This window comes from Enterococcus sp. AZ188, from assembly GCF_050544075.1.
In the GTDB taxonomy this organism is placed as follows: Bacteria; Bacillota; Bacilli; order Lactobacillales; family Enterococcaceae; genus Enterococcus_D; species Enterococcus_D entomosocium.
The window spans coordinates 1,498,022-1,523,731 of the sequence record NZ_CP172943.1; the positions used below are offsets into that span (position 1 = coordinate 1,498,022).

Genomic DNA, 25,710 nt, shown 5'->3' on the forward strand with positions numbered 1-25,710 from the left:
ATGATACGATGCTCTTAATATTTCAACCGTTGATGAGGAAAGTACATTGATTTGGCAAGCCTAGAGAGTCTTCGTAGGGTGCAAGAAGAACTTGTAGAATCAATCGAAAATGGCCTCAGAGGTGATCTTCTGAACTTGTACGAAAGATAAGAAGATCCGGGTGCGCCCGCTATCGCGTCAGAGTATAACGACGTTTATTTGTCGCGTACTTGCTGAGAAGCATGCTGGAAAGTTTGCTTGAATAAAGGTGGTAACACGTAAACACGTCCTTTGATATTTCGATATCAGAGGGCTTTTTTATTTGTATTATTAAGGAGGAATAGTATGACAGAAAGATTTGAGACGATTCAATTACACGGAGGACAAACACCAGATCCTACCACAGGGAGTCGCGCCGTACCCATTTATCAAACCACATCGTATGTGTTTGAGGACGCAGATCAAGCGGCAGCGAGATTTAGTCTTAGTGAGAATGGCAATATCTATACCCGTATTACCAATCCAACAACGGCTGTTCTAGAAGAACGACTAGCCCTCTTAGAAGGCGGTGTCGGTGCGTTAGCAACGGCTTCTGGCTCAGCAGCGATCACCTATGCGATTTTAAATCTTGCACAAGCAGGAGATCATATCGTTTCTGCTGCTTCAATTTATGGGGGGACCTATAATTTATTCGCTCATACGTTGCCAGATTTTGGCATCACTACAAGCTTTGTTGATAGTGAAGATCTGGCAGCACTAAAAGCAGCCATCCAAGAAAATACCAAAGCAGTTTTTCTAGAGTCTTTAGGCAATCCAGATATTGATATTGCCGACTTTAAAAAGATTGCAGCGATCGCTCATGAAGCAGGGATTCCCCTCATCATTGACAATACCTTTGCGACTCCCTATCTGTTTCGAGGATTTGAGCATGGGGCGGACATCGTCGTTTATTCCACGACAAAATACCTCGGTGGTCACGGTGCTGCTTTGGGAGGGGCCATTATCGACAGCGGCAACTTTGATTGGACAAACGGCAAATTTCCCAAGCTGGTCGTTCCCGATCATAGCTACCATGGAATCTCATGGGTAGAAGCCGCTGGTAACGCTGCCTATATCACTCGGGCTCGAACGATTCTTTTACGGGATACAGGTGCTGCGATTTCTCCCTTCAATTCATGGGTGTTGCTGTTAGGAATCGAGACCCTCTCGTTGCGGATGGAACGTCATGTAGAAAATGCGCAACAAGTTGCTGAATTTTTAGCCGAGCACTCGGAAGTCTCTTGGGTTCATTTCCCAACCCTGCCGGACAGCCCCTATTTTGAACGGGCGCAGGAGTATTTCTCCAAAGGGACCAGTTCCGTCTTTTCCTTTGGATTAAAGGGTGGGGCAGAAGCAAGCAAAACCTTTTGTGGCGCAACCAAGCTCTTCTCTTTGCTGGCAAATGTCGGGGATGCAAAGTCCTTGATCATCCATCCAGCTTCGACGACCCATTCCCAGCTTAGCGTAGAAGAACTTGCAGCAGCCAAAATTCGTCCAGAGACGATTCGCCTATCCATTGGATTGGAAAACATCAACGATCTATTGGAAGATCTCACGCAAGCCTTCCAACAGCTCTAAATAGTTGAAGCAGTAGGAAAAGCGCAGGATACTATGCTGCGCTTTTTTGTTGCTAGTTAGTGTTTCAAATAAAACTGCGGTTTCTGTTGATAGAAGGATAGTAAATCCATCGGTTCTATGCTATATTTAGTTGCTAAGGAATATGGATAAGGTGGGGGATGTATGCGTAATCATGCAAGTGACAAGAGGATTCGGTTTTACTACACAAGTTTGCAATTTCTTTATTGGATGATGTTTTGCTCAATCTATGGCTTTGCGACACTCTTTTTGATTTATTTCAAGGTCGATCCAGCAAAAATTGGCGGTATTTTAGCCCTAGTCAATATTGCGTCTACGATTTTGCAGCCCTTCATCAGTCAAGTCATTATCAAAAAAAGCAAAGTACCACTGATCGTTGTCTTGAAAACGATGACAATCGGCGTGGTCGCGGTGCTCTTAGCAGGTGTGATGGTCCCTGGATTATCAATACTGACCTATGTTTTAGGAGGGATTTTGCTCGTTTCCATGCAGTCCTTTCTCAACGCCTTGGCGTTTGAATACACAAATAGCGGCAACAAAATCAATTTTGGCTTTTCCCGTGCCGGTGGGTCACTAGGATTTGCGGGTACCTCCTTTTTACTGGGGCAGCTCTTAGAGGAGTTTTCGGCAGCCCTTTTACCAATGATCGCTATCGGGCAAGCCGTTTTGTTTCTCATTATTTTGCTTTTGCTGCCAGCGATCAAGAAGCCAGAAATGCCCGTGATGCTTACAGAACAAAGTCATTCAGGTGCCTTTTTGAAAAAATATCCTTTTTTGCTCTTTCTCTTTGTCGGGTTTAGCTTTCTCTTTAGCTTCCACACGATGATCAACAGTTTTTTGGCACAAATTTTTGCCGATATTGGCGGTGGCAGTAAGGAAGTTGGCATCGCCCTGATGATTGCGGCGTTATGCGAATTGCCGGGTATGATTTTCTTTGAACAGTTAGTGAGGATACGGTCTAGCCGTTTTTGGCTGTTGCTGTCCAGTGTTGCCTTTGCCATTCGTGGGGTGCTGATGCTGTTGATCAGCTCCATCATCCTGATGGAAATTAGCCATTTGATGCAAGGGGTTAGTTTTGCCTTGTTTATTCCTGCTTCTGCTTATTTGTTCAACCATAGTTTGGCAGATGAAGACCGGGTTTTTGGACAAACGATCATCATTATCGCTACCACGATCGGTGGCGTGATCGGCAACCTTTTAGGGGGGATGCTGATCCAAAGCTTCGGTGTCTGGGAAATGCTTTTGATTGGGACTGGGTTTGCCGTTTTGGGTGCTGCATTGACCTTTATCGGTGTGAAAAAAATCCCTAAAAGCAACAAAAAATTAGCGATCATAAGCGAATGATCGATAGGTAGAAAAAAGAGTTGCGGCCGTATTTCCTTCGGTCGCAACTCTTTTGAATCTGATCAATGGGTACTATTTCTTTTCTAAAACAGCAATAAATTCCCGCATATAGTCTGGTAGATCTGGGGGACGGCGGCTGGAAACGATATGTCCATCCGTAACCACAGGTGTATCGACCCATGTGGCTCCAGCATTTGTCATATCATCTTTGATGCCTGGTGTACTGGTAACCGTCTTGCCTTGCAGGATATTCGCAGAAATCAAGACCCAGCCTGCATGACAGATTTGTCCAATGATTTTTTGGTCTTTGTCCATCGTTCGCACGAAAGAGATGACCTCTGGGAAACGCCGTAATTTATCAGGTGCCCAACCACCCGGAACTAAGATGGCATCGTAGTCATCGGCGTGAATATCAGAAAAAGCATAGGCTGATTCTGCGGGTACACCATATTTGCCAATATACGTTTTATGCGCTTCTTCACCGACTAAATCGACTTGTGCGCCTTCTTCCCGTAACCGATGGACCGGATACCAAAGTTCTAAATCTTCGAAATCATTGTCGACTAAGGCAATGATTTTTTTGTTTTCTAAACGCAAGAGAATTCCTCCTTTTTCTTGTTATTCTTACTGTAACATCATGCCAAGGGAAACACCAAAAGTATGCTTCCTGAAAAATGCCAAGAAGCTATTCTGAGAATGGTCGTTCAGAGAAATGATATTGATGTAAGCGTTGTAATCATTAGGGGAGTAAGCGATAATAAAAGAAAGCCAAAGGAGGCGAAGATATGGAAGCATTCGAAAAAGCACGAAAATTTATTTACAAAAACGCACGCCCTTTAGACCTTGCTCGTTGGCAGTACCATTTTGAAAATGGATCTCGCGAGGCTGTATTACAGGCGTTACAAGTCTACCAAAATGAAGATGGTGGTTATGGGCATGGTTTGGAACCTGATTATTGGAATCCCAATAGTACACCGATTGCAGTGTGGGAGGCATGTCGAATTTTACGAGAGCTTGAATGCCTTCATTCGTCAAATCCACAAGTCCAAGGGATTCTAAGGTATTTAGCTAGTGGAAAAGAATTTTCTAAAGGGAAATGGTTCAACCAAGTGCCGTCAATGGTATCCTATCCGCATGCGATTTGGTGGGAGAGTCCTGTGGGCGTGCCAGCAGACAACCCAACGGCCAGTCTAGCTGGTACGATCTTAAGAACAGGCGAAACGACCCTCTATCAAAAAGCACAAGAAATCGCCGAAACAGCAGTTGCAAGTTTCCTTAAGGAGCCAACCAGTGAAATGCACACATTAGTCGTCTATCTAGAATTATTACAAGACTGTGAAGAAATCCAGTATCAGCCTGTTTTAGCAAATGACCGCTTTCGCGAGATCTTATTCCAGCAAATTCGCCATACTGTCTCAAACGAGCCAGAAGAGTGGTTCACGTCTTATGTCAGCAAACCTTCAAATTTTTTCTTTACAAGAGAGCAGCTGCTTGGGATTTTTAGTGAAGAAATATGTAAAAAAGAAGCCGAAGAAATTTTAGAACACCAACAAGCAGACGGATCATTTGTCATTCCATGGCAATGGGGAACAGATTACCCAGAGTTTTTCATTAGTAAACAGTGGTGGAAATCAATTGCTATCATTAAAAATTTTTTGTTTTTGCGGGCTTTTCTAGACGAACCTTTTTGAAATCGGTCATCTTTTAATCAGCGATCTCGTTGAAAGAACAAAGGAATTTCCTTCTTATTTGAGATTCATGGAGTTCAGCTTCTAGAAATCCAAATAGTTTGTAAACCAGAGGTACATTCATTGCCAGAATGTACCTTTTTTGCAGCGGAGGCTCTGACCTATTTTCAATTTTGTGGTACACTGAATAAGATGAATAGGAGTGGTAATATGCGGGATTATCAATATCCTCTGGACTTAGATTGGTCGACGGATGAAATGGTCGTCGTCATGAAGATGTGGGAACGGTTAGAACAAGCCTATGAAAAAGGCCTTCCTAGCAGCACGTTTCTTGAGGCGTATCAAGCCTTTAAGAAAGTCGTTCCCAGCATTGGCGAGGAACGCCGTTTAGGTAGAGAATTTGAAGAACTATCAGGCTATTCGTTATACCATGCCGTGCAGGCAGCGAAAAAGACTGAGGGAAAACTAAAAATGAAAGGGTAGATCAACGAATGCATGAAATCGTTAATGAAGTTCGCCAGTGGATGATCGCTGCAGGCGAAAGGATCAAAGGCAATTTAAATAAAGAAGACTTGGTGGTCGAGACAAAATCAGGACGGAAAGACTTAGTGACAGAATTGGATAAAGCCACGCAAGATTTTCTGATTGGTAAGATCCAATCCTATGATCCGGATGCCAAAATTTTAGGTGAAGAAAACGGACTGGACACACTTGCCGACATGAGTGGACGGGTCTTCATCATTGATCCGATCGATGGAACCATGAATTTCGTGTTGGAAAAAGAAAACTTTTGTATCATGATCGCGATCTACGAAGAGGGCAAAGGGCGCTTTGGCTTTGTCTATAATGTCATGAAAGATGAATTCTTATGGGGGGGTCCAGAGATTGGTGTTTATAACAATGGCAAGAAGATCGAACCGCCGAAAGATATTGCCTTATCCGAGGGTCTCGTTGGCTTGAATTCACCCATGTTGATCCATAACCGCCACCACGAAACTGAAGTCAGTGACAAAGCATTAGGCATTCGTATGACTGGATGTGCTGGGGTAGAGTTGATCGCCCTCGCTAAAGGACAAAGAGCAGGCTATCTTTCTCATCTTGCGCCATGGGATTATGCGCCAGGGGGTGTTTTGTTAGAAACCCTTGGATTAAAAATGGCAAACATCAAAGGAGAGCCACTATCCCTGAATGGACGGGAATTGTTTGTCGGCGGTACACCGAAAGCTTTTGAAGAATTATTGGCGATCGTTAATCAATAAGAAAGCATGCCTACTATCTGATAACCGATGAACTGACGCTCATAGAAAAAAAGGCTGGCTCCGTTTCCCACTAGTTGGACCTGGTGGTAGTCAACGCTGTCCCTAAGTAGCGAAAACGGCAGCCCAGCCTTTTTAGTTCGCAGTAAGTTCTTTTTGTGCTAGCTTTAATGCTTCACTGACGATTTGATCCATATCTAAATACCGATACGAGCCGAGACGTCCTCCGAACAGGACTTGCGGCTGTTTCGCAGCCAGCTGTTTGTATTTTTTATACAGCTGGTTATTTTTTTCGTCATTGATAGGATAATAGGGTTCAGCACCAATCGTGAATGGGGCTGGATATTCTTTGGTAAGAATGGTTGTATCTGACTCACCTTGCTTATCGAAGTGTTTCCATTCCATGCTGCGGGTAAAGGGAATCTTTTCATCCGTGTAATTGATTACGGGATTTCCTTGAAGGTTTGGTGATGGATGTTTGGTTGTTTCAAAACGTAACGAACGATATTCTAGAGGACCGTATCTTTGGTCGAAAAAGGCATCGATCGGTCCTGTATAGATTATTTTAGGAAAACGTGCTAAATAGGCTGCTTTTTCAGCTTCAAAGTCCGTTTTCAAACAAACATCGATCCGATCATCATCTAATAATTTCTGGAAAATCGGCGTATAGCCACCTTCGGGAATTCCTTGAAACCGATGGTTGAAATAATTGTTATCATAGGTGAAACGAATCGGCAGTCGACGAATGATAAAGCTCGGCAACTCGCTAGGGGGCTTTCCCCATTGCTTCTGCGTATAACCGGCTATCAGCTTACGATAAATATCGGTTCCCACTAATTGGATCGCCTGTTCTTCAAGGTTTTTAGGCTTTCCTGTTATACCGGCACTTTCAATTTGCTGTTTAATCTCTTCTTGCGCTTCTGCAGGCGTTCGCACGCCCCACAGTTGATAAAAGGTATTCATATTAAAAGGCAAGTTATAGAGTTGGTCTTGGTAGTTCGCCAAGACTTGATTGGTAAAAGGAATGAAGTCAGCAAAGCGATTCATATAAGCCCAAATCTCTTTGCTATCCGTGTGGAAAATATGGGCGCCGTATTGATGAACCGTGATGCCGTCTTCTTGATAAGTATACAAGTTGCCTCCGATGTGGTCACGCTTATCGATCACCAGACAACGATGCCCTTTTCTGGCTGCTTCATGGGCAAAGATCGACCCGAATAAGCCCGCACCAACGATCAAGTACTGGTAGTTGCCAGTCTTCATGTGTTCGCTCCTCTCAGCTTTTGTTTAAGATATACAAATTCTAAGATAAAGGCTGCCACCGATCAAAGCAAGCGTTTTCTGAAAGAGTCAAAGAATCTTTATAATTGGCTGGTTATTCATGAGCAAAAAGCGACCGTTCATGAAAGGGCGCTCATTGCTTGGCGTTTCCATGATAAACTACTGCTAGTAGATTTATAGACGTATGATTTATACATAGCAGAAAGTTGGGTTTAGATGAATAGCCAAGAAAAAATCGCAGAATTAACACGTTTACAAAAGGCATTGTTTGTTTCAGGAAAAAATACTTGGGAGACACATGAGCTGCCAGCGATCTGTCCATCGATTTTTATGGCAGATGGTCCGCACGGTATTCGTAAACAAATGGGAGAAGCAGATCACCTGGGGCTGAATGAAAGCGTTCCAGCAACTTGTTTTCCGCCGGCGGCAACAATTGCAAACAGCTGGGACTGTGAACTTGCTGCGAAGGTTGGTGAATGTATTGGATTAGAAGCAAAAGCGTTAGAGGTTGATGTCGTTTTGGGTCCAGGTCTGAACATCAAGCGAAATCCTAAAGGCGGGCGCAATTTTGAGTATTTCAGTGAGGACCCTTATTTGGCAGGGAAAATGGCGGCTGCAAATATCAGAGGTATTCAAGAAAACGGGACGATTGCCTGCCCGAAGCATTTTGCTGTCAATAGTCAAGAAACGAGACGAATGGCATCGGATTCCATCGTTGATCAGCGGACATTACGAGAAATGTATTTAACAAATTTTGAAATCGCCGTCACTGAAGGAAAACCTAAAAGTATCATGAGCGCCTATAATATGATCAATGGCATTTACGCCAATGAAAACAAACGCTTATTACAAGAGATTCTCCGAGATGAATGGGGATTTGCTGGCTTTGTTGTCTCCGACTGGGGCGGGGATAATGACCATGTTGAAGGGGTCAGAAATGGCTGTCATTTGGCGATGCCAGGGCAAGGGATCGCTGGCGCACAAGAAATTATTGAAGCAATTGAAAGGAATCGTTTGGCTGAGTCGGAGCTTGATGTACGGGTTGCTGAACTAGCAGCGGTCTTCTCAGAGACGAAGAAGCAATCTGGAACAGATGCGATCGATTGGGCAAAGCATCATACAGTCGCAAGAGAAGCAGCCAGAAGCAGCGTGGTTCTGCTTAAAAATGATGACAACTGCTTGCCTTTAAATCCTAAGCAAAAGGTTGGAATTATTGGCGATTTTGCTCAAACACCTCGGTACCAAGGTGCGGGGTCTTCGATGGTAAATGCGAAACAAGTCGAGTCGATTTTAGAAAAGATTGGCGATTATACTCCTGAAATGGCAGGTTATGCACAAGGCTATGTCCGAAAAAGTAGTAGTAAAACAGCAACAGAACAAGCAGCATTGATCGAAGAAGCTGTTTCTTTAGCAGCTGACTGTGAGGTTGTGCTGGTCTTTGCCGGACTTGATGAGAGCTATGAAAGTGAAGGGATCGATCGTGAGACGTTGGCGATGCCCGCAAATCAAAATCAGTTGATCGAAAAACTTTGTCAGACGACTGCAAAAGTAATCGTTGTTTTGTCTGCGGGAGGGGTTGTTGAAATGCCCTGGCTAGATAAAGCTGCTGGTGTGCTCCATGGCTACTTAGGTGGACAAGCCGGGGCTTCTGCGATGCTGGATGTGATCTTCGGTCGGTATAATCCGAGCGGAAAACTAGCAGAAAGTTATCCTTATTCCTATGACGATGTTTTGTTCGGTCAAGAATTCCCAGCAAGAGGTCGTTTCGCTTATTACAAAGAGCGACTGTTTGTCGGTTATCGTTATTATGACACGTTTAAAAAACCAGTTTTGTTTCCATTTGGCTACGGTCTAAGTTATACGGAATTTGCTTATAGTGGTTTAATCATTGAAGAAAATCAAGTAAAATTTACAATTGAAAATGTTGGGAATCGAGACGGTGAAGAAGTGGTCCAATTGTATGTTGGTTTGAAAGACAGTCAACTGATGCGACCGAAAAAAGAATTAAAAGGATTCAAAAAAGTAGCCTTAGCCAGTGGTGAAAAACGTACGATCACATTGCCTTTTGATGATAAGACCTTTCGTGTTTATGACAGCCAACAAAATTGCTGGGCAGTTGAGGCAGGAGAATATACCCTATTTATTGGTGGGAATTGTGAAGAGAGCCAACTTCAAGGCACGCTTTTGATCGATCAGAAAGCCGCCACTTTACGACCAAGAACGGTGAACGAACAAGCTATTTATCCTGAGCGGATCGAACAAGCAACGCTACATGATTTTGCACAGTTTTTGAACCAACCATTACCGCAAGAATCAAGCAATCAGCCATTAGCCAAAAACAGTACCATTGCAGAGTTGCAGCAGGCAAAAAGTCCTCTAGGTCGTTTGATTTTTCTTGTCTTGAATACCATGAGGAAGCGCAATGAAAAGAAAGGAAAATTGGCTCTAAACTTATTGTTCATTTGGAACATGCCGTTTCGTGGCATCGCCAAGATGACCAATGGAATGGTCAGCATGGCAATGATCGACCAATTGTTGGTTATGTGTAATGGGCATTTCTTCAAAGGAAGCTTCGGGCTTTGTCGGGCATTTATCCGCAACAAAAAGCTTCAAAGAAAGTACAAGAAACAACTATCGCAGCTTCACTGATCGTTACATGTTTTTCAAAAGACAAAAATAAATCTGCTGCAACACTTTGGGGAAAGAAGCAGAAAAGTTAAATGTGGGGAAGGGATCAAGTGTGAAAACTTTAAGTATAATTGTTCCATGCTACAATTCGCAAGATTATATGGAACGCTGTATTGATTCATTATTAGTAGGGGGAGAGACCGTTGAGATCATTATTGTAAATGACGGGTCCCATGATCAAACCGGAGCGATCGCTGAACGCTATCAGCGATCTTACCCAAGGCAAATCAAAGCAGTCCATCAAGAAAACGGCGGTCATGGTCAAGCGATCAATACGGGCTTACAAGCTGCTAGTGGGACCTTCATCAAAATCGTAGATAGCGACGATTGGGTAGATGAAAAGGCCTATCAACAAATTTTGATCTTTTTGACAAGCGATCCACAGGCAAATTCGGTCGATATGGTTATTAGTAATTACGTCTATGAAACCCAGTGGAAGAAAAACAAGCGTTGCATTCATTATCAGCGCTTCTTGCCAGAAAATGAACCATTCGGCTGGGGGGACGTGCGATTTCCGTTCAGTAAGTACCTATTGATGCACTCGGTGATCTATCGCAAAAGCGTATTAGAAAAAGCAAACTTGCAGTTGCCCAAACATACCTTTTATGTAGATAATCTGTATGTCTATGAACCATTGCCCTACGTCAAAAAAATGGTCTACTTAAATGTCGATTTTTATCGCTATTATATTGGTCGATCGGATCAGTCCGTCAATGAAAAAGTGATGATCAGTCGTATCGACCAGCAATTGAAAGTCAACCGGACAATGATCGATTACTATCTTTCACTGGATCAAACCGGCAAAGAACTCACTCGTTATATGCGTCGATATTTAGAAGCAATCACAACTGTTTCAACGATTTTGTTGATCAAAGAAGGGTCGAAAGAAAGCTTGCTAAAGAAAAAGGAGCTGTGGAAGTTGATTCGCTCTCGTGATCAGCTGCTGTATTTTCGTTTACGGTTCGGTCTCTTAGGACACGGCGTCCATTTCCCAGGTGCCATCGGGCGAAAAGCTTCGTTAGGCTTTTACCACCTTGCTCAAAAATTTTATGGCTTTAATTGAAGGAAATCAATTCAGATAAGATTATTTCAAGACAGTGGACAAACCTTATGAATCAATGAGGTTTGTCTTTTTTTTGGAGATCATAACCGTTCGTGCAAAAAAGTCGACCATTCGTGAGAAAGCGTTTTTTTGCGTGTTGTGCACGCTATAATTGGTTTCGTAAAGAATTGAGGAAGAAAGAGGGATTCTTTTGGAGATCATAAATTTTAATGAAGGTTGGGTCTGTGGTGTTTTAGGCACAAACAATCAGAAACCTGTTTCCATCCCACATGATGCAATGCGCGAAGAGCCACGAAGCGAATCGAGTTTAGGCGCTGCCAACATCGGCTGGTATGAAGGACTTGATTACCTCTATAAGAAAACATTTTTCGTGCCTGAGGACTACCAAGATAAAAAAGTCGTTTTTGAATTTGAAGGAGTCTATCGCAACGCCGAAGTGATCATCAATGGAAAAAAGGCTGGTTTTCGTCCATACGGATACACCAACTTTTATGTCGAAGCGGATGCGTTTTTGCACTTTGGATCGGAAAATACCATTGAGGTCATTGCCCGAAATGCCGATCAGCCAAATAGTCGCTGGTACACTGGCACAGGGATTTACCGTCCCGTCAATCTGCTGGTTTTACCGAAAAAGCATCTTTTGCTAAATGGCATAAAAATCACTACTGTATCAACAAAACCACCAGTGATTTCATTGACTTTAAAATCCAACAGTAACGGCGAAGCGCGGGTCTCGATTGTCGATGGGGAGGAAGTGATCGCAAGGACGAATGTCTCGATCGACGGATCAGCACAGATCAACCTACCGCTGCCCAATGCAAAGGCATGGTCACCAGAAGAGCCGAACTTATACGAGTGTCAAGTTGAGTACGAAGGGAGTCAATACCAGACACGTTTTGGTCTGAGGACCTTGACTTGGGATTCGGAAGCGGGGCTTTTGATCAATGGGGTTCGTCGCATCTTAAAAGGGGCCTGTATACATCATGACAACGGCTTGTTAGGCGCCGCTGCTTTTCCAGATGCCGAAAGACGAAAAGTCAAGCTCTTGCAAGAAGCTGGCTATAATGCGATTCGTTCAGCCCATAATCCTTGCTCAAAAGCACTACTTGATGCTTGTGACGAGTTGGGAATGCTGGTCATGGATGAATATGTCGACATGTGGTACACCCATAAAACCCGTTACGATTATGCCAATGATTTTAGTGATTGGTGGCGTCAGGATCTTGCTGATATGGTGGACAAAGATTTTAATCATCCTAGCGTGATCCTCTATTCGACGGGGAATGAAGTCTCGGAAACAGCCGAACCACGGGGGATCGAGCTGACGAAAGAGTTAACGGAACACTTGCATGGGTTGGACCCAACGCGACCGGTAACATGTGGTGTCAACATCTTTTTCAATTATCTAAGCTCATTAGGCTTTGGGGTCTATACTGATGAAAAAGCCCAAAAAGAAAAGAAAAAAGCTGTCGGAAGTGAGTTTTATAATAAGCTGGCTGGTTTGTTGGGCGATAAAACCATGAAGTTGGGGGCCACCCTCAGAGGAAGTGACCGCACGACCTATGAATCATTTGCCAATATGGACATAGCCGGCTACAATTACGGCATTTTACGCTATAAAAAAGACCTGAAAAAATATCCAAAGCGCCTGATTTTAGGCACAGAAACTTTCTGTAAGGATGCTTTTTATTTCTTGGAACTGGCAAAAAAACACCCTCGTATTATTGGGGATTTCGTGTGGGCAGGCATGGACTATATCGGTGAAGCCGGTATTGGTTCGTGGGTTTATGAAGATGCCTATCCTAAAAATGCCAGTCCAGCTGGTTGGTTGACCGCTGGAAGCGGTCGCTTGGATATCACCGGTGCAGCAGGTGGCGAAACCCTTTACACAAAAGTGGCATTCGAAAAAACCACAACGCCCCTTTTAGCGGTGAAGCCTGTTTATCAAAAAGGCAAACATTCACCATCCGCATGGAAATTGACGGATGCGATGCCTTCTTGGACATGGCCGGGCTGCGAAGGTCAGAAAGCCGAAGTAGAAGTCTATGCTCGAGCGGCTCAAATCGCTCTTTATTTGAATGATCAGCTCGTCGTTAAGAAAAAAATGAAAAATGATTGTCGAACCGTCGTCAAGACCACTTATCAAAGTGGCACATTGACCGTTGTTTCCTATGACGAAAATGAGCAAGAAATTGGCCGTAGTTCTTTAGTGACCGCACAAAAAGAAACTCAGTTAACGCTTGAACCTGAAAGTAGTACTGTTTCTCCTCGAGGGCTGGCCTTTATTCGTTTGCGGTATACCGATCGCAACGGCATTTTAAAGCCGATGGAAAACCATGAAGTCGCGGTTTCTGTCAAAGGCGGTAAGCTATTAGGGTTAGGTCATGCTTGTCCTTACAACCCAGAAGGCTATACTGGTTCGAAAACGAAAACCTATTATGGCGAAGCACTAGCGATCGTGCAAGCTGATTCTGAAGCAAACGAAATCGAACTGATGGCAGCTGACGGAAGTAGGTCTGAGCGTACAGCCATTCAGATAAACGAAGTAGTGAAAAAAAGCAATGACACGAAATGAAGGAGGATGTATGCTAGAGATTACGCGTTTTACTGTTGAAGATTTAGAAAAAGAATGCGTCACTGATAAGTCCAATCCTTGTTTTTCCTATACCGTTGCCAGTCAAAGACAAAATACAACGATCAAAAAAGCAGTCTTAACGCTGGGGGAATGGACGTGCGATGCGACCAGTGGGAACCATCATTATTACGATGGTCCGCCATTGGAGCCTTTCGCCACCTATACCGTCCATTTGACAGTAGAAGATGATCAAGGAAATCAAGCAGCAGCCAGTTGCGATTTTGAGACGGGGAAGATGGACGGTTCATTTTTAGCATCATGGATCACCAATGGAAGTTATCGTTTTACGGAGAAGAAAGCATCGCCAAAACCGATGTACTTCAAACATACCTTTTCCTGTGAAAAGTCAGTTGTTAAGGCACGGATTTATGCCACAGCGTTAGGGATCTATGAGATGACCCTGAATGGAGAAAAAATTGGTCGCGACTATTTTGCTCCAGGTTTCACCTCTTATAAACATCAGTTGCAGTATCAAACGTATGACATCACAAAACAGTTGGCAAAGAGCAACGAAATGGAAGTTGTCGTGGCAGGAGGATGGGCTTCTGGTGCGTTTACCTACGCACGACGCAACCGCGTCTATGCCAAAAGACAAGCCTTTTTAGCGGAGGTTCACATTGAATACAGTGATGGGTCTTTTGAGAAGATCGTTACTGATACAAACTGGCAAACAGCAATGGAGGGTCCGTTAAAAGAGGCGGAATTTTACAACGGCGAAATTTACGATGCACGGTTCCATGAAACGCAACGCTCGTGGCAACCAGCTTCCCTTGAAACAGTCAAAATCAAGCCGCGGATCATTGCCCAAATTGGTGTACCTGTGCGAGAGCATGAGGTTTTTGAGCCAACGTCAATGACACGATCACCGAGTGGAAAATGGCTCTATGACATGGGGCAAAATTTTGCCGGTATTGTCAAGCTGACCATTCAAGGAAATGAAGGTCAGAAACTAACGATCAGACATGCTGAAATTTTGATGGATGGCGAACTGTTTACCGAACCGCTCAGGACTGCGAAGCAAGCAATTATTTACACCTGCAAGGAGGGAAAGCAAGTCTATCAGCCACGGTTGACCTACATGGGCTTTCGCTATCTGAGTGTCGAAGGAATCGATCCAGAAGCAATCACCATTGAAGGAATCGCTTTGTATTCTGACGTAAGGGAAACCGGCTCTTTTACTTGTTCTAATCCTCAGTTGAATCAGTTGCAAAGCAACATTTTGTGGGGAGCAAAATCTAATTTTGTCGATATTCCCACCGATTGCCCCCAACGGGATGAACGAATGGGCTGGACCGGGGATATTGCTTTGTTTGCTCGAACGGCTTCTACTAACTTTGATATGCGTCGTTTTTATGAGAAGTGGCTTCAAGATGTCCGTTCAGAACAAAGAAAAAGTGGCGGAATTCCAGTAACCGTACCGCTGGTGGTCGTGCCTTTTCAATGGGAGATCATGATCCCAATGGCCGTTGATCACTGGGGAGATGCCGTGATTTTGGTTCCATGGGCGGAGTACTTAAGTAGTGGTGATCCAGAAATCCTGCGCACCACATACCATGCGATGAAGAAATACCACAAAGCGTGTCTGTTTTGGGCACAACTGTTTTCCTTTGGCAAGCACCGACGAATTTGGCGTTTGCTGCATCATTATGGCGATTGGGTCGCCCCTGAAGGCAAACTTTGGACGTGGATGCTGCGGGGCAAATGGACAGGCACGGCTAGCCTTGCCAACACCAGCAATCTTTTAGCACAGATTGCAACGATCTTGGGCTATTCTGAAGATAGCACGTACTATCAGAAAATTTTTCATGAAACATCCACTGCTTATCGCCAATTACTGATGGACAAAGATGCCCGTGTGAAAAAAGAATTTCAAACTGCGTATGTCTTACCGCTTTATTACCAAATGCTTTCAGAGACAGATGCGAAAAAAGCGGCAGCCAACCTGGCACGTTTGGTACGAGAAAACGAATATCATATCGGCACCGGTTTTCCTGGTACCCCGTATATTTTGTTTGCATTGGCAGATAATGGGTATGTAGAAGAAGCCTATCGAATGCTTTTAACAGATACCTGCCCATCTTGGCTTTTTCAAGTAAAAGCTGGCGGCACAACGATTTGGGAACGCTGGGATGCCTTGAGAGAAGACGGTACTAGTAATACGGGTGCCGATGATGGAACCAATGGAATGGTTTCCTTCAATCATTATGCCAGCGGGGCAGTCGGCGACTTTTTCTATCGGCGGATCGCCGGGATCGAACCGATCAAAGGCGGCTATCAAGCGTTCACTGTGCGACCGATCATTGGTGGTGATCTGACCTTTGCCAAGACGAAAGTAAGGTGTAGTTATGGCGAAATTATCAGCAATTGGCAGATCGCTGATGGTTACTTTTCGATTGAAGTGCAGGTACCTATCGGGACGACCGCTTATTTACAAATGCCTAGTGGTCAGCGCCATCAGTTGACCAACGGACAGTATCATTTTTCAGAAGCAATAGGAGGAAGCAGCGCATGAAAGTCAAAACACTCTTTGAAGCGCCCGCCTTCAAGACTAAAATCACCACCGCAAAAGTCGAAAAGAAAGAAGTTTTTCTAGGATATTTTATTGGGCCTTTTTTGGCATTGCTTTCCAATGCGATCTTCGGTGCCTATTTGAACCGTTATTATTCAGATGTGATTGGTTGGACAGATACAAATCAGTTCGGGCATTTTTCAGCCTTATTACCATTAATCTCAGTGGTCTTTGTCATTTTGGGTAACTTATTCGTTGGTCGATTAATCGATAATACGCGAACCAGCCAGGGAAAAGCTCGACCGTATATGTTGATTTCTGCACCGTTATTGGTGATAGCGATCGTATTTCTATTCATTACACCAACGAACGCATCCCCGACGTTACAGATGATCTGGCTGGCGTTTTCCTATAATTTTTATTACGCCGTAGCCTATCCATTCTTTTACACAGCACATAGTTCCATGGTCGCCTTATCCACACGAGATAGTAATCAGCGCGGCAAATTAGCGACATTTTCTAATGCCTCGGGTGTAGCGGCTGTCGGGTTAGGCGGAAGTATCTTAGTGCCGATCTTGTTACAAAGCTATCTTTTCGTTTCGACGGAGGGTGTGATCGATCGAGCAGCTAGCTATAACAACTGGCGCGTGATGATGATCTTTTTATGTGTCACGACGTTTCTAGCCATTTTCTTAGAGTATTACTTTACCCGAGAACGAATCACTGAAGAAAACGCCAAACTAGCGATCAAAGAAGAGAAGATTTCTTTGAAAAAGCAGTTCTCCGCCTGTATTTCGGATAAGTATTGGTGGTTGATCATCTCTTACTTCTTCTTGTTCCAGTTCGGTGGGCTCGTAAAAAACGGATCGATGGGGTATTACGCTCGCTGGATGTTTAGTTCCGTGGTCGACGAAGCCTCTGCCGGTGTCGCAATGGGCTCACTAGGTTTGATCGCTGGTTTACCGACCGCAATTGGGATGTTGGTGGCATGGCCGCTGGCAAACAAACTGGGTAAACGCAATTCCGTTTTGCTAGGGATCGTTTTTGCTGTGGTAGGTGGCCTGATCAGTTTTATCGATGTCCATGATTTCACAACGGTTGCCATCGGTTTGGTTTTAAAAGGGATCGGTGCTGTGCCTGCGATGTTTGTGACACTAGCGCTACTTTCAGATGTGCTGGATCACTTAGAAGCCAAAAATGGCTTTCGTAGCGATGGGTTTACGATGTCTGTTTACGGTTCGATCATGGTAGGTCTGACAGGGGTTGGGAATGCCTTAGTCAACAGTTTGCTGACGCTCAGCGGCTATGACCCGACTGCTGTCACCCAAAACGCACAAGTTTCGTCCGTTCTTGTTTGGGCATTTTTAGGGTTTGAGTTGATTTGTTATGCGGGTATTGCGATCTTGCTCCTTTTTCTAACCGTAGAAAAGCACACGAAAGAAGATCAGGCGCTGATCTTAGCTAGTCAGAAGGAAAAGGTTCTCCAATCTGGCGGAGAATGGATCGATCCCCAAGAACGATTGATTTTAGAAGAACAACGGGCAAAACAATCGCAAGAAGCGATGAAAACCTAAAGGAGGGAGTAGATAAGAAAATACCATTCAAGAAACATATCCAAAGGGAAAACATGAGTTGAAAAAAGGAGGAAATCTACATGAATCAAAATCTATCACGACTATGCAGAGGGATGACTGCACTGTCATTATCGATGTCAGGTGCTTTGATGGGCTTGACCGGCGTTGCAGATCAGTGGCGCCCGATCATTGATGGTGCCCTTGGGACTTCAAGTACCAAAATCATCAATGATGACAAATTCACTTCTGATTACGAAACTAGTGCGGAGCTGATCCAAGCACATCGTGACCTGGGTGAACGAATGTCAGCAGAAGGGACCGTTTTATTAAAAAATCAAAATCAAGCGTTGCCCCTAGCGGAAACAGAGAATCGGGTCACCTTGTTGGGGATGGGGAGTGCTTATCCATTTTTAGGTGGGACAATGGGGAGTACCGTTGTTGGCGATTCCCAAATCAATCTGCAAGAAGCTTTAGAGGAACGAGGATTTGAATTAAATCCTACGATGACGGAGATCTACAATGGTCTGGGGGAGATCCAGACCGGCTCTTTTGAGCGTTTTGGGAATACCGTTCCGATCTACGGGCATCGTCCAGCTAATTTTTCAACCCCTTATGAACCATCTGAACCAGCAACAGATCTTTATGAGACGGCACAAAATGATGATTCCGACTTTACAGAAAGCTTTGCTGAGTATAATGATGCCGCCATTGTGGTGATTTCACGACCAGGCTCTGAGGGCAGTGATTACTATCCTGGAGAAAAAGGCATCGATCAAGAAGTTTATGGTACGGATACGCCGCTAGGTCTAGTTGAAAATGAGAAAGCCTTGATTGAGCTTGCGAAAGAAAACTTCGATCGCGTGATCGTTATGATCAACAGCAGTTCGACGATGGAAATCGACGAGCTGGAAAAAGACGATGCCATCGATGCTATTTTGTACGTTGGGTTCCCTGGTGCTTATGGCTTCTTAGGTGTTGCCGATATTTTGACGGGAGCAGTCAATCCTTCAGGACGCTTGACGGACACCTATGCTGTTGCAACTGCGAATTCCCCTGCGATGCAGAATTTTGGTAAAATTGAGTTGGATGATCTATCTCAAATTCGTTTTGAGGAATCCTTGATGGGGGAACTGCCAGCAACTTCTCCTTTAGGAAGCTTTGGTGGGGATGCGTCATTAGCTGCCGACCACTACTTGATCCAAGCCGAAGGAATTTATACCGGTTATAAATATTATGAAACCCGCTATTATGATACAGTGGTCGGTGCTGGACAAGCCGATAGCAACGTCGGTGCGATCGATGGGGCAGACGTTTGGGATTATGCCAATGAAGTGACCTATGATTTTGGGTTTGGTCTTTCTTATACGACCTTTGACCAGCGTTTAGATGCGATCGATATCGACGAAGAAAACAATAAAGTAACTGCGACAGTGACTGTTACCAATACAGGAAATGTAAGCGGTAAATTTGCTAGTCAGCTATACTTTAATGCGCCATACACGGACTATAATCGTGAGCAAAACATCGAAAAGGCAGCTGTCAATCTCATCGGATTTGAGAAAACAGAGCTATTAGAGCCTTCTGAATCGCAAACAGTTACGATCGAAGTTGACATGAAATATATGGCTAGCTGGGATTCGACAGCGAAAGACGGATTAGGCGGGTATATTTTAGATGGCGGCGATTATTATTTTGCTGTTGGTGATGGAGCACACGAAGCCGTCAATGCAGTATTGGCAGCTAAAGGGCATGATACCGATGGAAATGAAGCTCAGGTAGTGAGTGTGGCGATCGGTGAAGAAGGAACCGTTGACGAAGAAACATTTGCTTATTCTGAAAATGGCACGGCGATCGTGAATCAGCTGGAAGATGCCGACATCAACTACTACAAACCAGACTATGCCACCTATCTTACTCGACAAGATTGGGCAGGAACTTTTCCTCGAACCTATGACGATTTGACGATCGACGGTGACAAAGTGGAAGAATGGGTCCAAAACCTTGCGAATGAAAACTATCAATTTACGGAAAATGGGGAAGCCAATGTAGATGGAATCGAAGACCCATTGATGTTTTCTGATATGGCAGGGGTCACTGACATCGATGATATTCGTTGGGATCAGCTAGTCAATCAGATTCCTTTAGACATTTTGATACCGCGAATCGCTAAAGGTGGAAGTACGAGTGATGTCATTGAAGAAATCAATTCGCCACTCGTTTATCAAAATGACGGTCCGAATGGTTTCGGCACAACGCTAAGTGGTCGAGGGTTAAATGAAGATGATGAAAATGCTGATTACCATCTAGGAACGATGGCAAATGCTACGATCATCGGCAGCACCTTTAGTCATGAGCTGGCAGAAGAATGGGGCAACTTACTTGGTAATGACGGTCTATGGAGTGGAAATTACTTGATTTGGGGGACAGCAGCTAATATTCATCGGACCCCTTACAACGGAAGAAACCATGAATACTATTCGGAAGACCCAATGTTGTCTAATTATATGTCGGCAAATACAGTCAAAGGTGCCTTGGACTACGGAATCATAATCGGTCCAAAACATCTGGCATTTAATGATCAAGAAACACAACGAAGTGGCATCGCGCCTTATATGACGGAGCAAAAAGCACGTGAAGGCGATTTACGTGCCTTCCAAGGATCATTTGAGGATGCGGGCGCGTTAGGTGCAATGGTGACCTTCAGTCGGATCGGTGCAACGAATGGGAATAATTCTGTCCCAATGTTGATCAATATTTTACGAGAAGAGTGGGGCTTTAATGGCTTATTGACGACAGATATGGTCAACAACAACGGCTACTTCCGTCCAGAATCCATTATTATGGCAGGCGTTACGATGATGGCAGATTTTGCCTCAAATGAGACGATGGCGAATGTCTTAGAGGCTTGGCCTTATCTGACCGTTGATTTGGCAGCCCAAGATGCGCAATTTGTTGAACAAGCGAGAGAAAACATGAAGTATCAATTATATGCCTATGCCCAAAGTGCCGCCCAAAATGTTCAGACGATCCGAATTACGCCATGGTGGGAGACAGCCATGACCGTCGGAATCTATGGCGGCCTTGCAGTAGCAGTTATTAGCTTTGGTGGCTATGTCTTTATTTCAATGAAGAAGAAGGGAGCGGAACAATGATGACAATGCTAAAGAAACAAAAAATCAGTTTGTATATCTATCTGCTGGTTTTCGTCCTTACGACGAGTTTGGTCTTCTTGTATATCTCCAACGTTAATAAAGCGTATTATCAAGACATGCAAGTCAATGTTTTGTATTTGTTAGCAGCAGCGCTAGTATTCCTGCTTTTGACGATTGGGTTATCCTTTCATGCAAAAACCAAATCACTGTTAATGGCAGCTGATATCAGCCGTATCGTAGCTAGTTTATTGATTATCTTAGGTGGAGTGCGCTTCATCAGCATGCGACTTGAATCCTTTGGCTATATTTTCGGCTCTAACCTTGAAATGAACAATGAAGCGGCGTTCGATGCGGGCTCACAAGCCATCATGATCATCGTTATCTTCGTAGCCACTTGGTTGATCTCTGTCATCGCAGCCTTTTTCGATGTTGGACAGAAGAAAACAGTTACTGGTTAAAGCGATAAAAAATAAAGCATAGAGATGACGTGAAAGCGTTCGTTCTCTATGCTTTTCCTGCGTAAAAACAATCGATTCACAAATAACGAACTATGTTAAAATAAAAAAAGAAAAACGACAAAAAAAACGCTTTACTTTTTATGAGGAGGGAGATTGAATACTATGACTATAAAAAAACGCAGCGGGCTGGTGAGCGCATGATCCGTGTTGGAATCGTGGAAGATCAAGAAGAATATCGGCAACAGCTCTTGTCTTATTTACAAACTTTTCAAGAAAAAGAAGGAGTCGTTTTTCAAGTAGAAACCTTTCATGATGGGTATGATTTCGTAGAGCGTTATGACTCGGAATTTGATTTGCTGTTGATGGATATCCATCTACCATTGATCGATGGAATGTCAGCGATCGAGGAAATTCGCAAGCGGGATTCCGATGTCTTCGTCATTTTTATTACCAGTACGGCGCAATATGCAGTCAAAGGCTATGATGTCAATGCAATTGGCTATATCCTTAAACCCTTTAATTATTATTCGTTGTCGGAGTATTTAAAAAAAACAATCAAGCGACTGAAGATGAAAGAAGACAGTTTTCTGCGTATTAAAGCCGGACAGAATTATTATCGCGTCAATCAAGACGCGATTCAGTACGTGGAAAGCCAAGGACATAAATTGATTTTTAAATTAACGGATCAAGAATTAGAATCGATCGGTGTCATGCGGGAATTGGAACAGCAGTTACAACCAGATCGTTTTTTACGGATCCATCGTGGGTTTATTGTCAATCTGAGGCATATCACGGGTATTAATCATTCGACTGTGATCGTTGGAGAAGCAGAGTTGCCTATCAGCCGAGGAAAACGCAAATTGATCATGGATACACTGGCGAAACAATGGCATGTCTAAATGACTATTAGATGAGGTGAAGCAATTTTGTCCCCGTATCAACTATCAGAAACTCCAGGTATTTTTTATGCGATCGCTTATTGGATGAGTACCTTACTTTTCGTATTACTGACGAAAACAGAGAAGCTAACCAAGAAAAAAATTGGGCGGGTCTTTGTATTCCTTTTGATCTTGTATCTGCATATGGAAATCATCAATGCCGATGTCTCACAAGTCTATTTTATTCCGATCATTATCATTTCAGCACTTATAATGTTTCTATTTCTTTTTACCACTGCTGAGATTCCGTGGAAAAATGCCTTGTATTTCACTGCACGGGCATTTATCGTAGGTGAATTTGCTGCATCACTCACGTATCAAATCTACTATTTCCTTGTACTGGATTTCAAAGTTTCCTTCGATTATATCGGGACCTATGCGTTTATTTTTTTGGGATGCAGTATGCTGTTAGGCCTTTTGTACAAATTGGAAAAACGATTTGTGATCGAAAGTGCCGAACAAGTGATCACCTATCGAGAAATCACTTCGGTGATGATTATCGTGATCGTTGTTTTCACCATGAGCAATATCAGCTATGTGTATCAAAATACTCCTTTTAGTGGCAGCATGGCTAGAGATATTTTTAATATTCGAACGATGGTGGATTTTGGGGGAGTGGCGCTGCTGTTTGCCTACCACGTTCAATTGAATGAAATGAAACAAAAATTTGAGGTTCAGAAGTTAGAAAGCTTGCTAAAAAATCAAATGATCAATTATCAAACCTCGGAAAGAAGCATTGAGATCATTAATCAAAAGTATCACGACCTGAAACACTTGATCAATATTTTGAAAAATGATCCTCTCTCGCAGGAGACACAGGATTATTTGGCTGTCATGGAAAAAGAAATCAACTCGTATGACTTAAGGATGGACACTGGCAATAGTGTGTTAGATATTGTTTTGACAGGAAAACAAATCTTTTGTCAGAAAGAAAAAATCACCTTCACCGTGATTGCAGATGGGGCAAGCCTTTCTTTTATGAATTCAGTGGATATCAGTACGCTTTTTGGTAATATTATCGACAATGCCATTGAAAGTGTCCGCAAAATCACCAAAGAAGATAATCGCTTGATTCAATTGAAAATCAGCCGTAAAGGGGAGATGCTTTTGATCTGCCTAGAAAATCGCTACGAAGAACCCTTAACGTTTGAAAACGGCTTGCCGATCACTACCAAGAAAGACAAACATTTTCATGGGTATGGATTAAAAAGTGTCCGCGAAACGGTGAATAAATACAAAGGAACGATGGTGATCCAAACAGAAGATGGCTGGTTTGAACTGAAATTGCTGTTTCCCGTAAGGCATTCTATGCCAAAACGAGGATAAATTGGAGCAGATATCGCTAAGATGTCTGCTTTTTCTGTAAAAATGAAAACTTTGCACTATATTTCAGAAAGAAATTCTGGTATAATGGCTTGTCGAGTGCAATGTCACCAAAAAAGGAGTTTATAAATTGAATATTAGAAATGATATCCGCAACGTCGCTATTATTGCCCACGTTGACCACGGAAAAACTACATTAGTTGATGAATTATTGAAACAATCCCAAACGTTAGATAGCCATACCCAATTACAAGAACGGGCGATGGATTCAAATGCGATCGAAAAAGAACGTGGCATCACGATCTTAGCGAAAAATACAGCGGTTGAATACAACGGTACAAAAATCAATATCATGGATACCCCAGGACACGCGGACTTTGGTGGTGAAGTAGAGCGGATCATGAAAATGGTCGATGGTGTTGTTTTGGTTGTTGATGCTTATGAAGGAACGATGCCTCAAACACGTTTCGTATTGAAAAAAGCGTTGGAACAACACTTAGTGCCAATCGTAGTTGTCAACAAAATCGACAAACCATCTGCTCGTCCTGAGCATGTTGTCGATGAAGTCTTAGAACTATTTATCGAATTAGGTGCCGACGATGACCAATTGGACTTCCCAGTGATCTACGCTTCTGCGATTAACGGAACTTCAAGTGAATCAGATGATCCTGCTGATCAACAAAAAACGATGGCACCATTGTTTGATACGATCATCGAACATATTCCAGCGCCAATCGACAACAGCGACGAACCATTGCAATTCCAAGTATCATTGCTTGATTACAATGACTACGTTGGACGTATCGGTATTGGCCGTGTCTTCCGCGGATCAATCAAAGTCGGCGACCAAGTTGCATTGATGAAATTAAACGGAGAAGTTAAAAAATTCCGTGTGACGAAACTTTTCGGTTTCTTCGGTTTGAAACGTTTGGAAATCCAAGAAGCCAAAGCCGGTGATTTGATTGCTGTTTCTGGGATGGAAGATATCTTCGTTGGTGAAACTGTTACACCAATCGATCATCAAGATTCATTACCTGTTTTACACATTGATGAACCAACTTTGCAAATGACCTTTATCGTGAACAATTCACCATTTGCGGGTCGCGAAGGAAAATTCGTAACCGCTCGTAAAATTGAAGAACGCTTAATGGCGCAATTGCAAACAGACGTTTCATTGCGTGTGGATCCAATCGGACCTGATTCATGGATCGTTTCTGGACGTGGCGAACTTCATTTGTCAATTTTGATCGAAAATATGCGTCGTGAAGGCTTTGAATTGCAAGTTTCTCGTCCAGAAGTTATCGAACGCGAAATCGATGGCGTGAAATGCGAACCATTTGAACGGGTGCAAATCGATACCCCAGAAGAATACATGGGATCAGTAATCGAATCATTGGGAATGCGTAAAGCAGAAATGCAAGATATGATCAATACAGGGAATGGACAAGTACGGATCATTTTCTTGGCACCAGCTCGTGGCTTGATCGGTTACACGACAGAATTCCTATCAATGACTCGCGGCTACGGCATCATGCACCACACCTTCGATCAATATTTGCCAATGATCCAAGGACAAATTGGTGGCCGTCATCAAGGCGCACTTGTATCGATCGATACAGGAAAAGCAACGACTTACTCGATCATGAGTATTGAAGAACGTGGAACGGTCTTCGTTGAACCAGGTACCGAAGTGTACGAAGGAATGATCATTGGTGAAAACTCTCGTGACAAAGACTTAACGGTCAATATCACGAAAGCAAAACAAATGACCAACGTCCGTTCTGCAAACAAAGACCAAACCTCAGTTATCAAGAAACCTCGTATTCTTTCTTTGGAAGAATCACTGGAATTCTTGAATGATGATGAATACTGTGAAGTAACACCAGAAAGCATTCGTTTAAGAAAACAAATCTTGAACAAGAGCGAACGGGAAAAATCACAGAAAAAGAAAAATAACTGATAACTAAAACAGTGATCAAAAGTTTTAAACACTTCTGATCTGTTCGATTTTCCGAAGGATGGAAAAGGGATTGCTCCTGTGTTGCAGCGGCTCTTCGCCGCAGGACCCAGAAAAAGCAATCAGCCGATTTCCCTCCTTCGGTTCTTTTTTGCTCGAAGTCAAGTTGAACCGTTAGAATAAACACCGCTTGCAATTTCGGCCATTCCTTTTTAAAATGAAGAAAGCAA

The 25,710-nt window shown here is 43.4% G+C and carries 17 protein-coding genes and 1 other annotated feature; of the genes, 15 read left to right on the top strand and 2 right to left on the bottom strand.

Annotated elements, in window-relative coordinates:
- Positions 1 to 20 precede the first annotated feature (20 nt).
- Positions 21 to 274 (top strand) — a binding site (T-box leader).
- Positions 275 to 324: 50 nt separating this feature from the next.
- Entirely contained in the window at positions 325 to 1,596 is a 1,272-nt protein-coding gene (locus tag IGI86_RS06945; protein ID WP_430617856.1) for an O-acetylhomoserine aminocarboxypropyltransferase/cysteine synthase family protein, read from the top strand.
- A 162-nt stretch (positions 1,597 to 1,758) separates the two neighbouring features.
- Positions 1,759 to 2,958 (top strand): MFS transporter, encoded by a 1,200-nt coding sequence (locus IGI86_RS06950; RefSeq protein WP_142424589.1) that lies wholly within the window; start codon positions 1,759 to 1,761, stop codon positions 2,956 to 2,958.
- A gap of 72 nt (positions 2,959 to 3,030) precedes the next feature.
- Here IGI86_RS06950 and IGI86_RS06955 read toward each other — a convergent pair whose 3' ends face one another.
- Positions 3,031 to 3,555, bottom strand: a complete 525-nt coding sequence (locus IGI86_RS06955) for a type 1 glutamine amidotransferase domain-containing protein (RefSeq protein WP_005236373.1) — start codon at positions 3,553 to 3,555, stop codon at positions 3,031 to 3,033.
- A 188-nt stretch (positions 3,556 to 3,743) separates the two neighbouring features.
- Between IGI86_RS06955 and IGI86_RS06960 the strand changes: the two genes are divergently transcribed.
- The 3 genes from IGI86_RS06960 (at position 3,744) to IGI86_RS06970 (ending at position 5,905) form a co-directional block, all read left to right on the top strand.
- Complete coding sequence (locus IGI86_RS06960) at positions 3,744 to 4,649, top strand: hypothetical protein (protein ID WP_430617857.1); 906 nt, start codon at positions 3,744 to 3,746, stop codon at positions 4,647 to 4,649.
- 207 nt (positions 4,650 to 4,856) lie between these two features.
- The gene (locus IGI86_RS06965) at positions 4,857 to 5,129 is read left to right on the top strand and encodes a UPF0223 family protein (protein WP_008381425.1); all 273 of its coding nucleotides are present in this window, start codon (positions 4,857 to 4,859) and stop codon (positions 5,127 to 5,129) included.
- Positions 5,130 to 5,137: 8 nt separating this feature from the next.
- Positions 5,138 to 5,905 carry an inositol monophosphatase family protein gene (locus tag IGI86_RS06970; RefSeq protein WP_005236366.1) on the top strand — a complete coding sequence of 256 codons (768 nt, stop codon included), beginning with the start codon at positions 5,138 to 5,140 and terminating at the stop codon, positions 5,903 to 5,905.
- Positions 5,906 to 6,037: 132 nt separating this feature from the next.
- On the opposite strand, the gene glf is transcribed toward IGI86_RS06970, so the two are convergent.
- The gene (gene glf / locus IGI86_RS06975) at positions 6,038 to 7,165 is read right to left on the bottom strand and encodes a UDP-galactopyranose mutase (protein WP_086317311.1); all 1,128 of its coding nucleotides are present in this window, start codon (positions 7,163 to 7,165) and stop codon (positions 6,038 to 6,040) included.
- A 234-nt stretch (positions 7,166 to 7,399) separates the two neighbouring features.
- Here glf and IGI86_RS06980 point away from each other — a divergent pair, with 234 nt between their 5' ends.
- From IGI86_RS06980 to typA, 10 genes are all read left to right on the top strand, one after another.
- Positions 7,400 to 9,832 (top strand): glycoside hydrolase family 3 C-terminal domain-containing protein, encoded by a 2,433-nt coding sequence (locus IGI86_RS06980; RefSeq protein WP_430617858.1) that lies wholly within the window; start codon positions 7,400 to 7,402, stop codon positions 9,830 to 9,832.
- Between the two features lie 91 nt (positions 9,833 to 9,923).
- Positions 9,924 to 10,934 (top strand): glycosyltransferase family 2 protein, encoded by a 1,011-nt coding sequence (locus tag IGI86_RS06985; protein WP_101698953.1) that lies wholly within the window; start codon positions 9,924 to 9,926, stop codon positions 10,932 to 10,934.
- 190 nt (positions 10,935 to 11,124) lie between these two features.
- Positions 11,125 to 13,509, top strand: coding sequence for a glycoside hydrolase family 2 TIM barrel-domain containing protein (locus IGI86_RS06990; protein WP_101698954.1), 2,385 nt, complete (start codon positions 11,125 to 11,127; stop codon positions 13,507 to 13,509).
- Between the two features lie 10 nt (positions 13,510 to 13,519).
- Positions 13,520 to 16,081, top strand: a complete 2,562-nt coding sequence (locus IGI86_RS06995) for an alpha-L-rhamnosidase (RefSeq protein ID WP_228766594.1) — start codon at positions 13,520 to 13,522, stop codon at positions 16,079 to 16,081.
- Positions 16,078 to 17,652: an MFS transporter gene (locus IGI86_RS07000; RefSeq protein WP_016611074.1), complete on the top strand. Its 1,575-nt coding sequence runs from the start codon at positions 16,078 to 16,080 to the stop codon at positions 17,650 to 17,652. The genes IGI86_RS06995 and IGI86_RS07000 overlap by 4 nt, the downstream gene beginning before the upstream one ends.
- 80 nt (positions 17,653 to 17,732) lie before the next feature.
- Positions 17,733 to 20,804 carry a glycoside hydrolase family 3 protein gene (locus IGI86_RS07005; protein ID WP_260661680.1) on the top strand — a complete coding sequence of 1,024 codons (3,072 nt, stop codon included), beginning with the start codon at positions 17,733 to 17,735 and terminating at the stop codon, positions 20,802 to 20,804.
- Complete coding sequence (locus IGI86_RS07010; protein WP_086317321.1) at positions 20,801 to 21,262, top strand: hypothetical protein; 462 nt, start codon at positions 20,801 to 20,803, stop codon at positions 21,260 to 21,262. The genes IGI86_RS07005 and IGI86_RS07010 overlap by 4 nt, the downstream gene beginning before the upstream one ends.
- Before the next feature lie 197 nt (positions 21,263 to 21,459).
- On the top strand, positions 21,460 to 22,161 hold the full coding sequence (locus IGI86_RS07015; protein ID WP_087627605.1) for a LytR/AlgR family response regulator transcription factor: 702 nt from the start codon (positions 21,460 to 21,462) through the stop codon (positions 22,159 to 22,161).
- Positions 22,162 to 22,188: 27 nt separating this feature from the next.
- Positions 22,189 to 23,526 carry a sensor histidine kinase gene (locus IGI86_RS07020; protein WP_061054025.1) on the top strand — a complete coding sequence of 446 codons (1,338 nt, stop codon included), beginning with the start codon at positions 22,189 to 22,191 and terminating at the stop codon, positions 23,524 to 23,526.
- A gap of 127 nt (positions 23,527 to 23,653) precedes the next feature.
- Positions 23,654 to 25,483 (top strand): translational GTPase TypA, encoded by a 1,830-nt coding sequence (typA, locus tag IGI86_RS07025; protein ID WP_005236363.1) that lies wholly within the window; start codon positions 23,654 to 23,656, stop codon positions 25,481 to 25,483.
- Positions 25,484 to 25,710 lie beyond the last annotated feature (227 nt).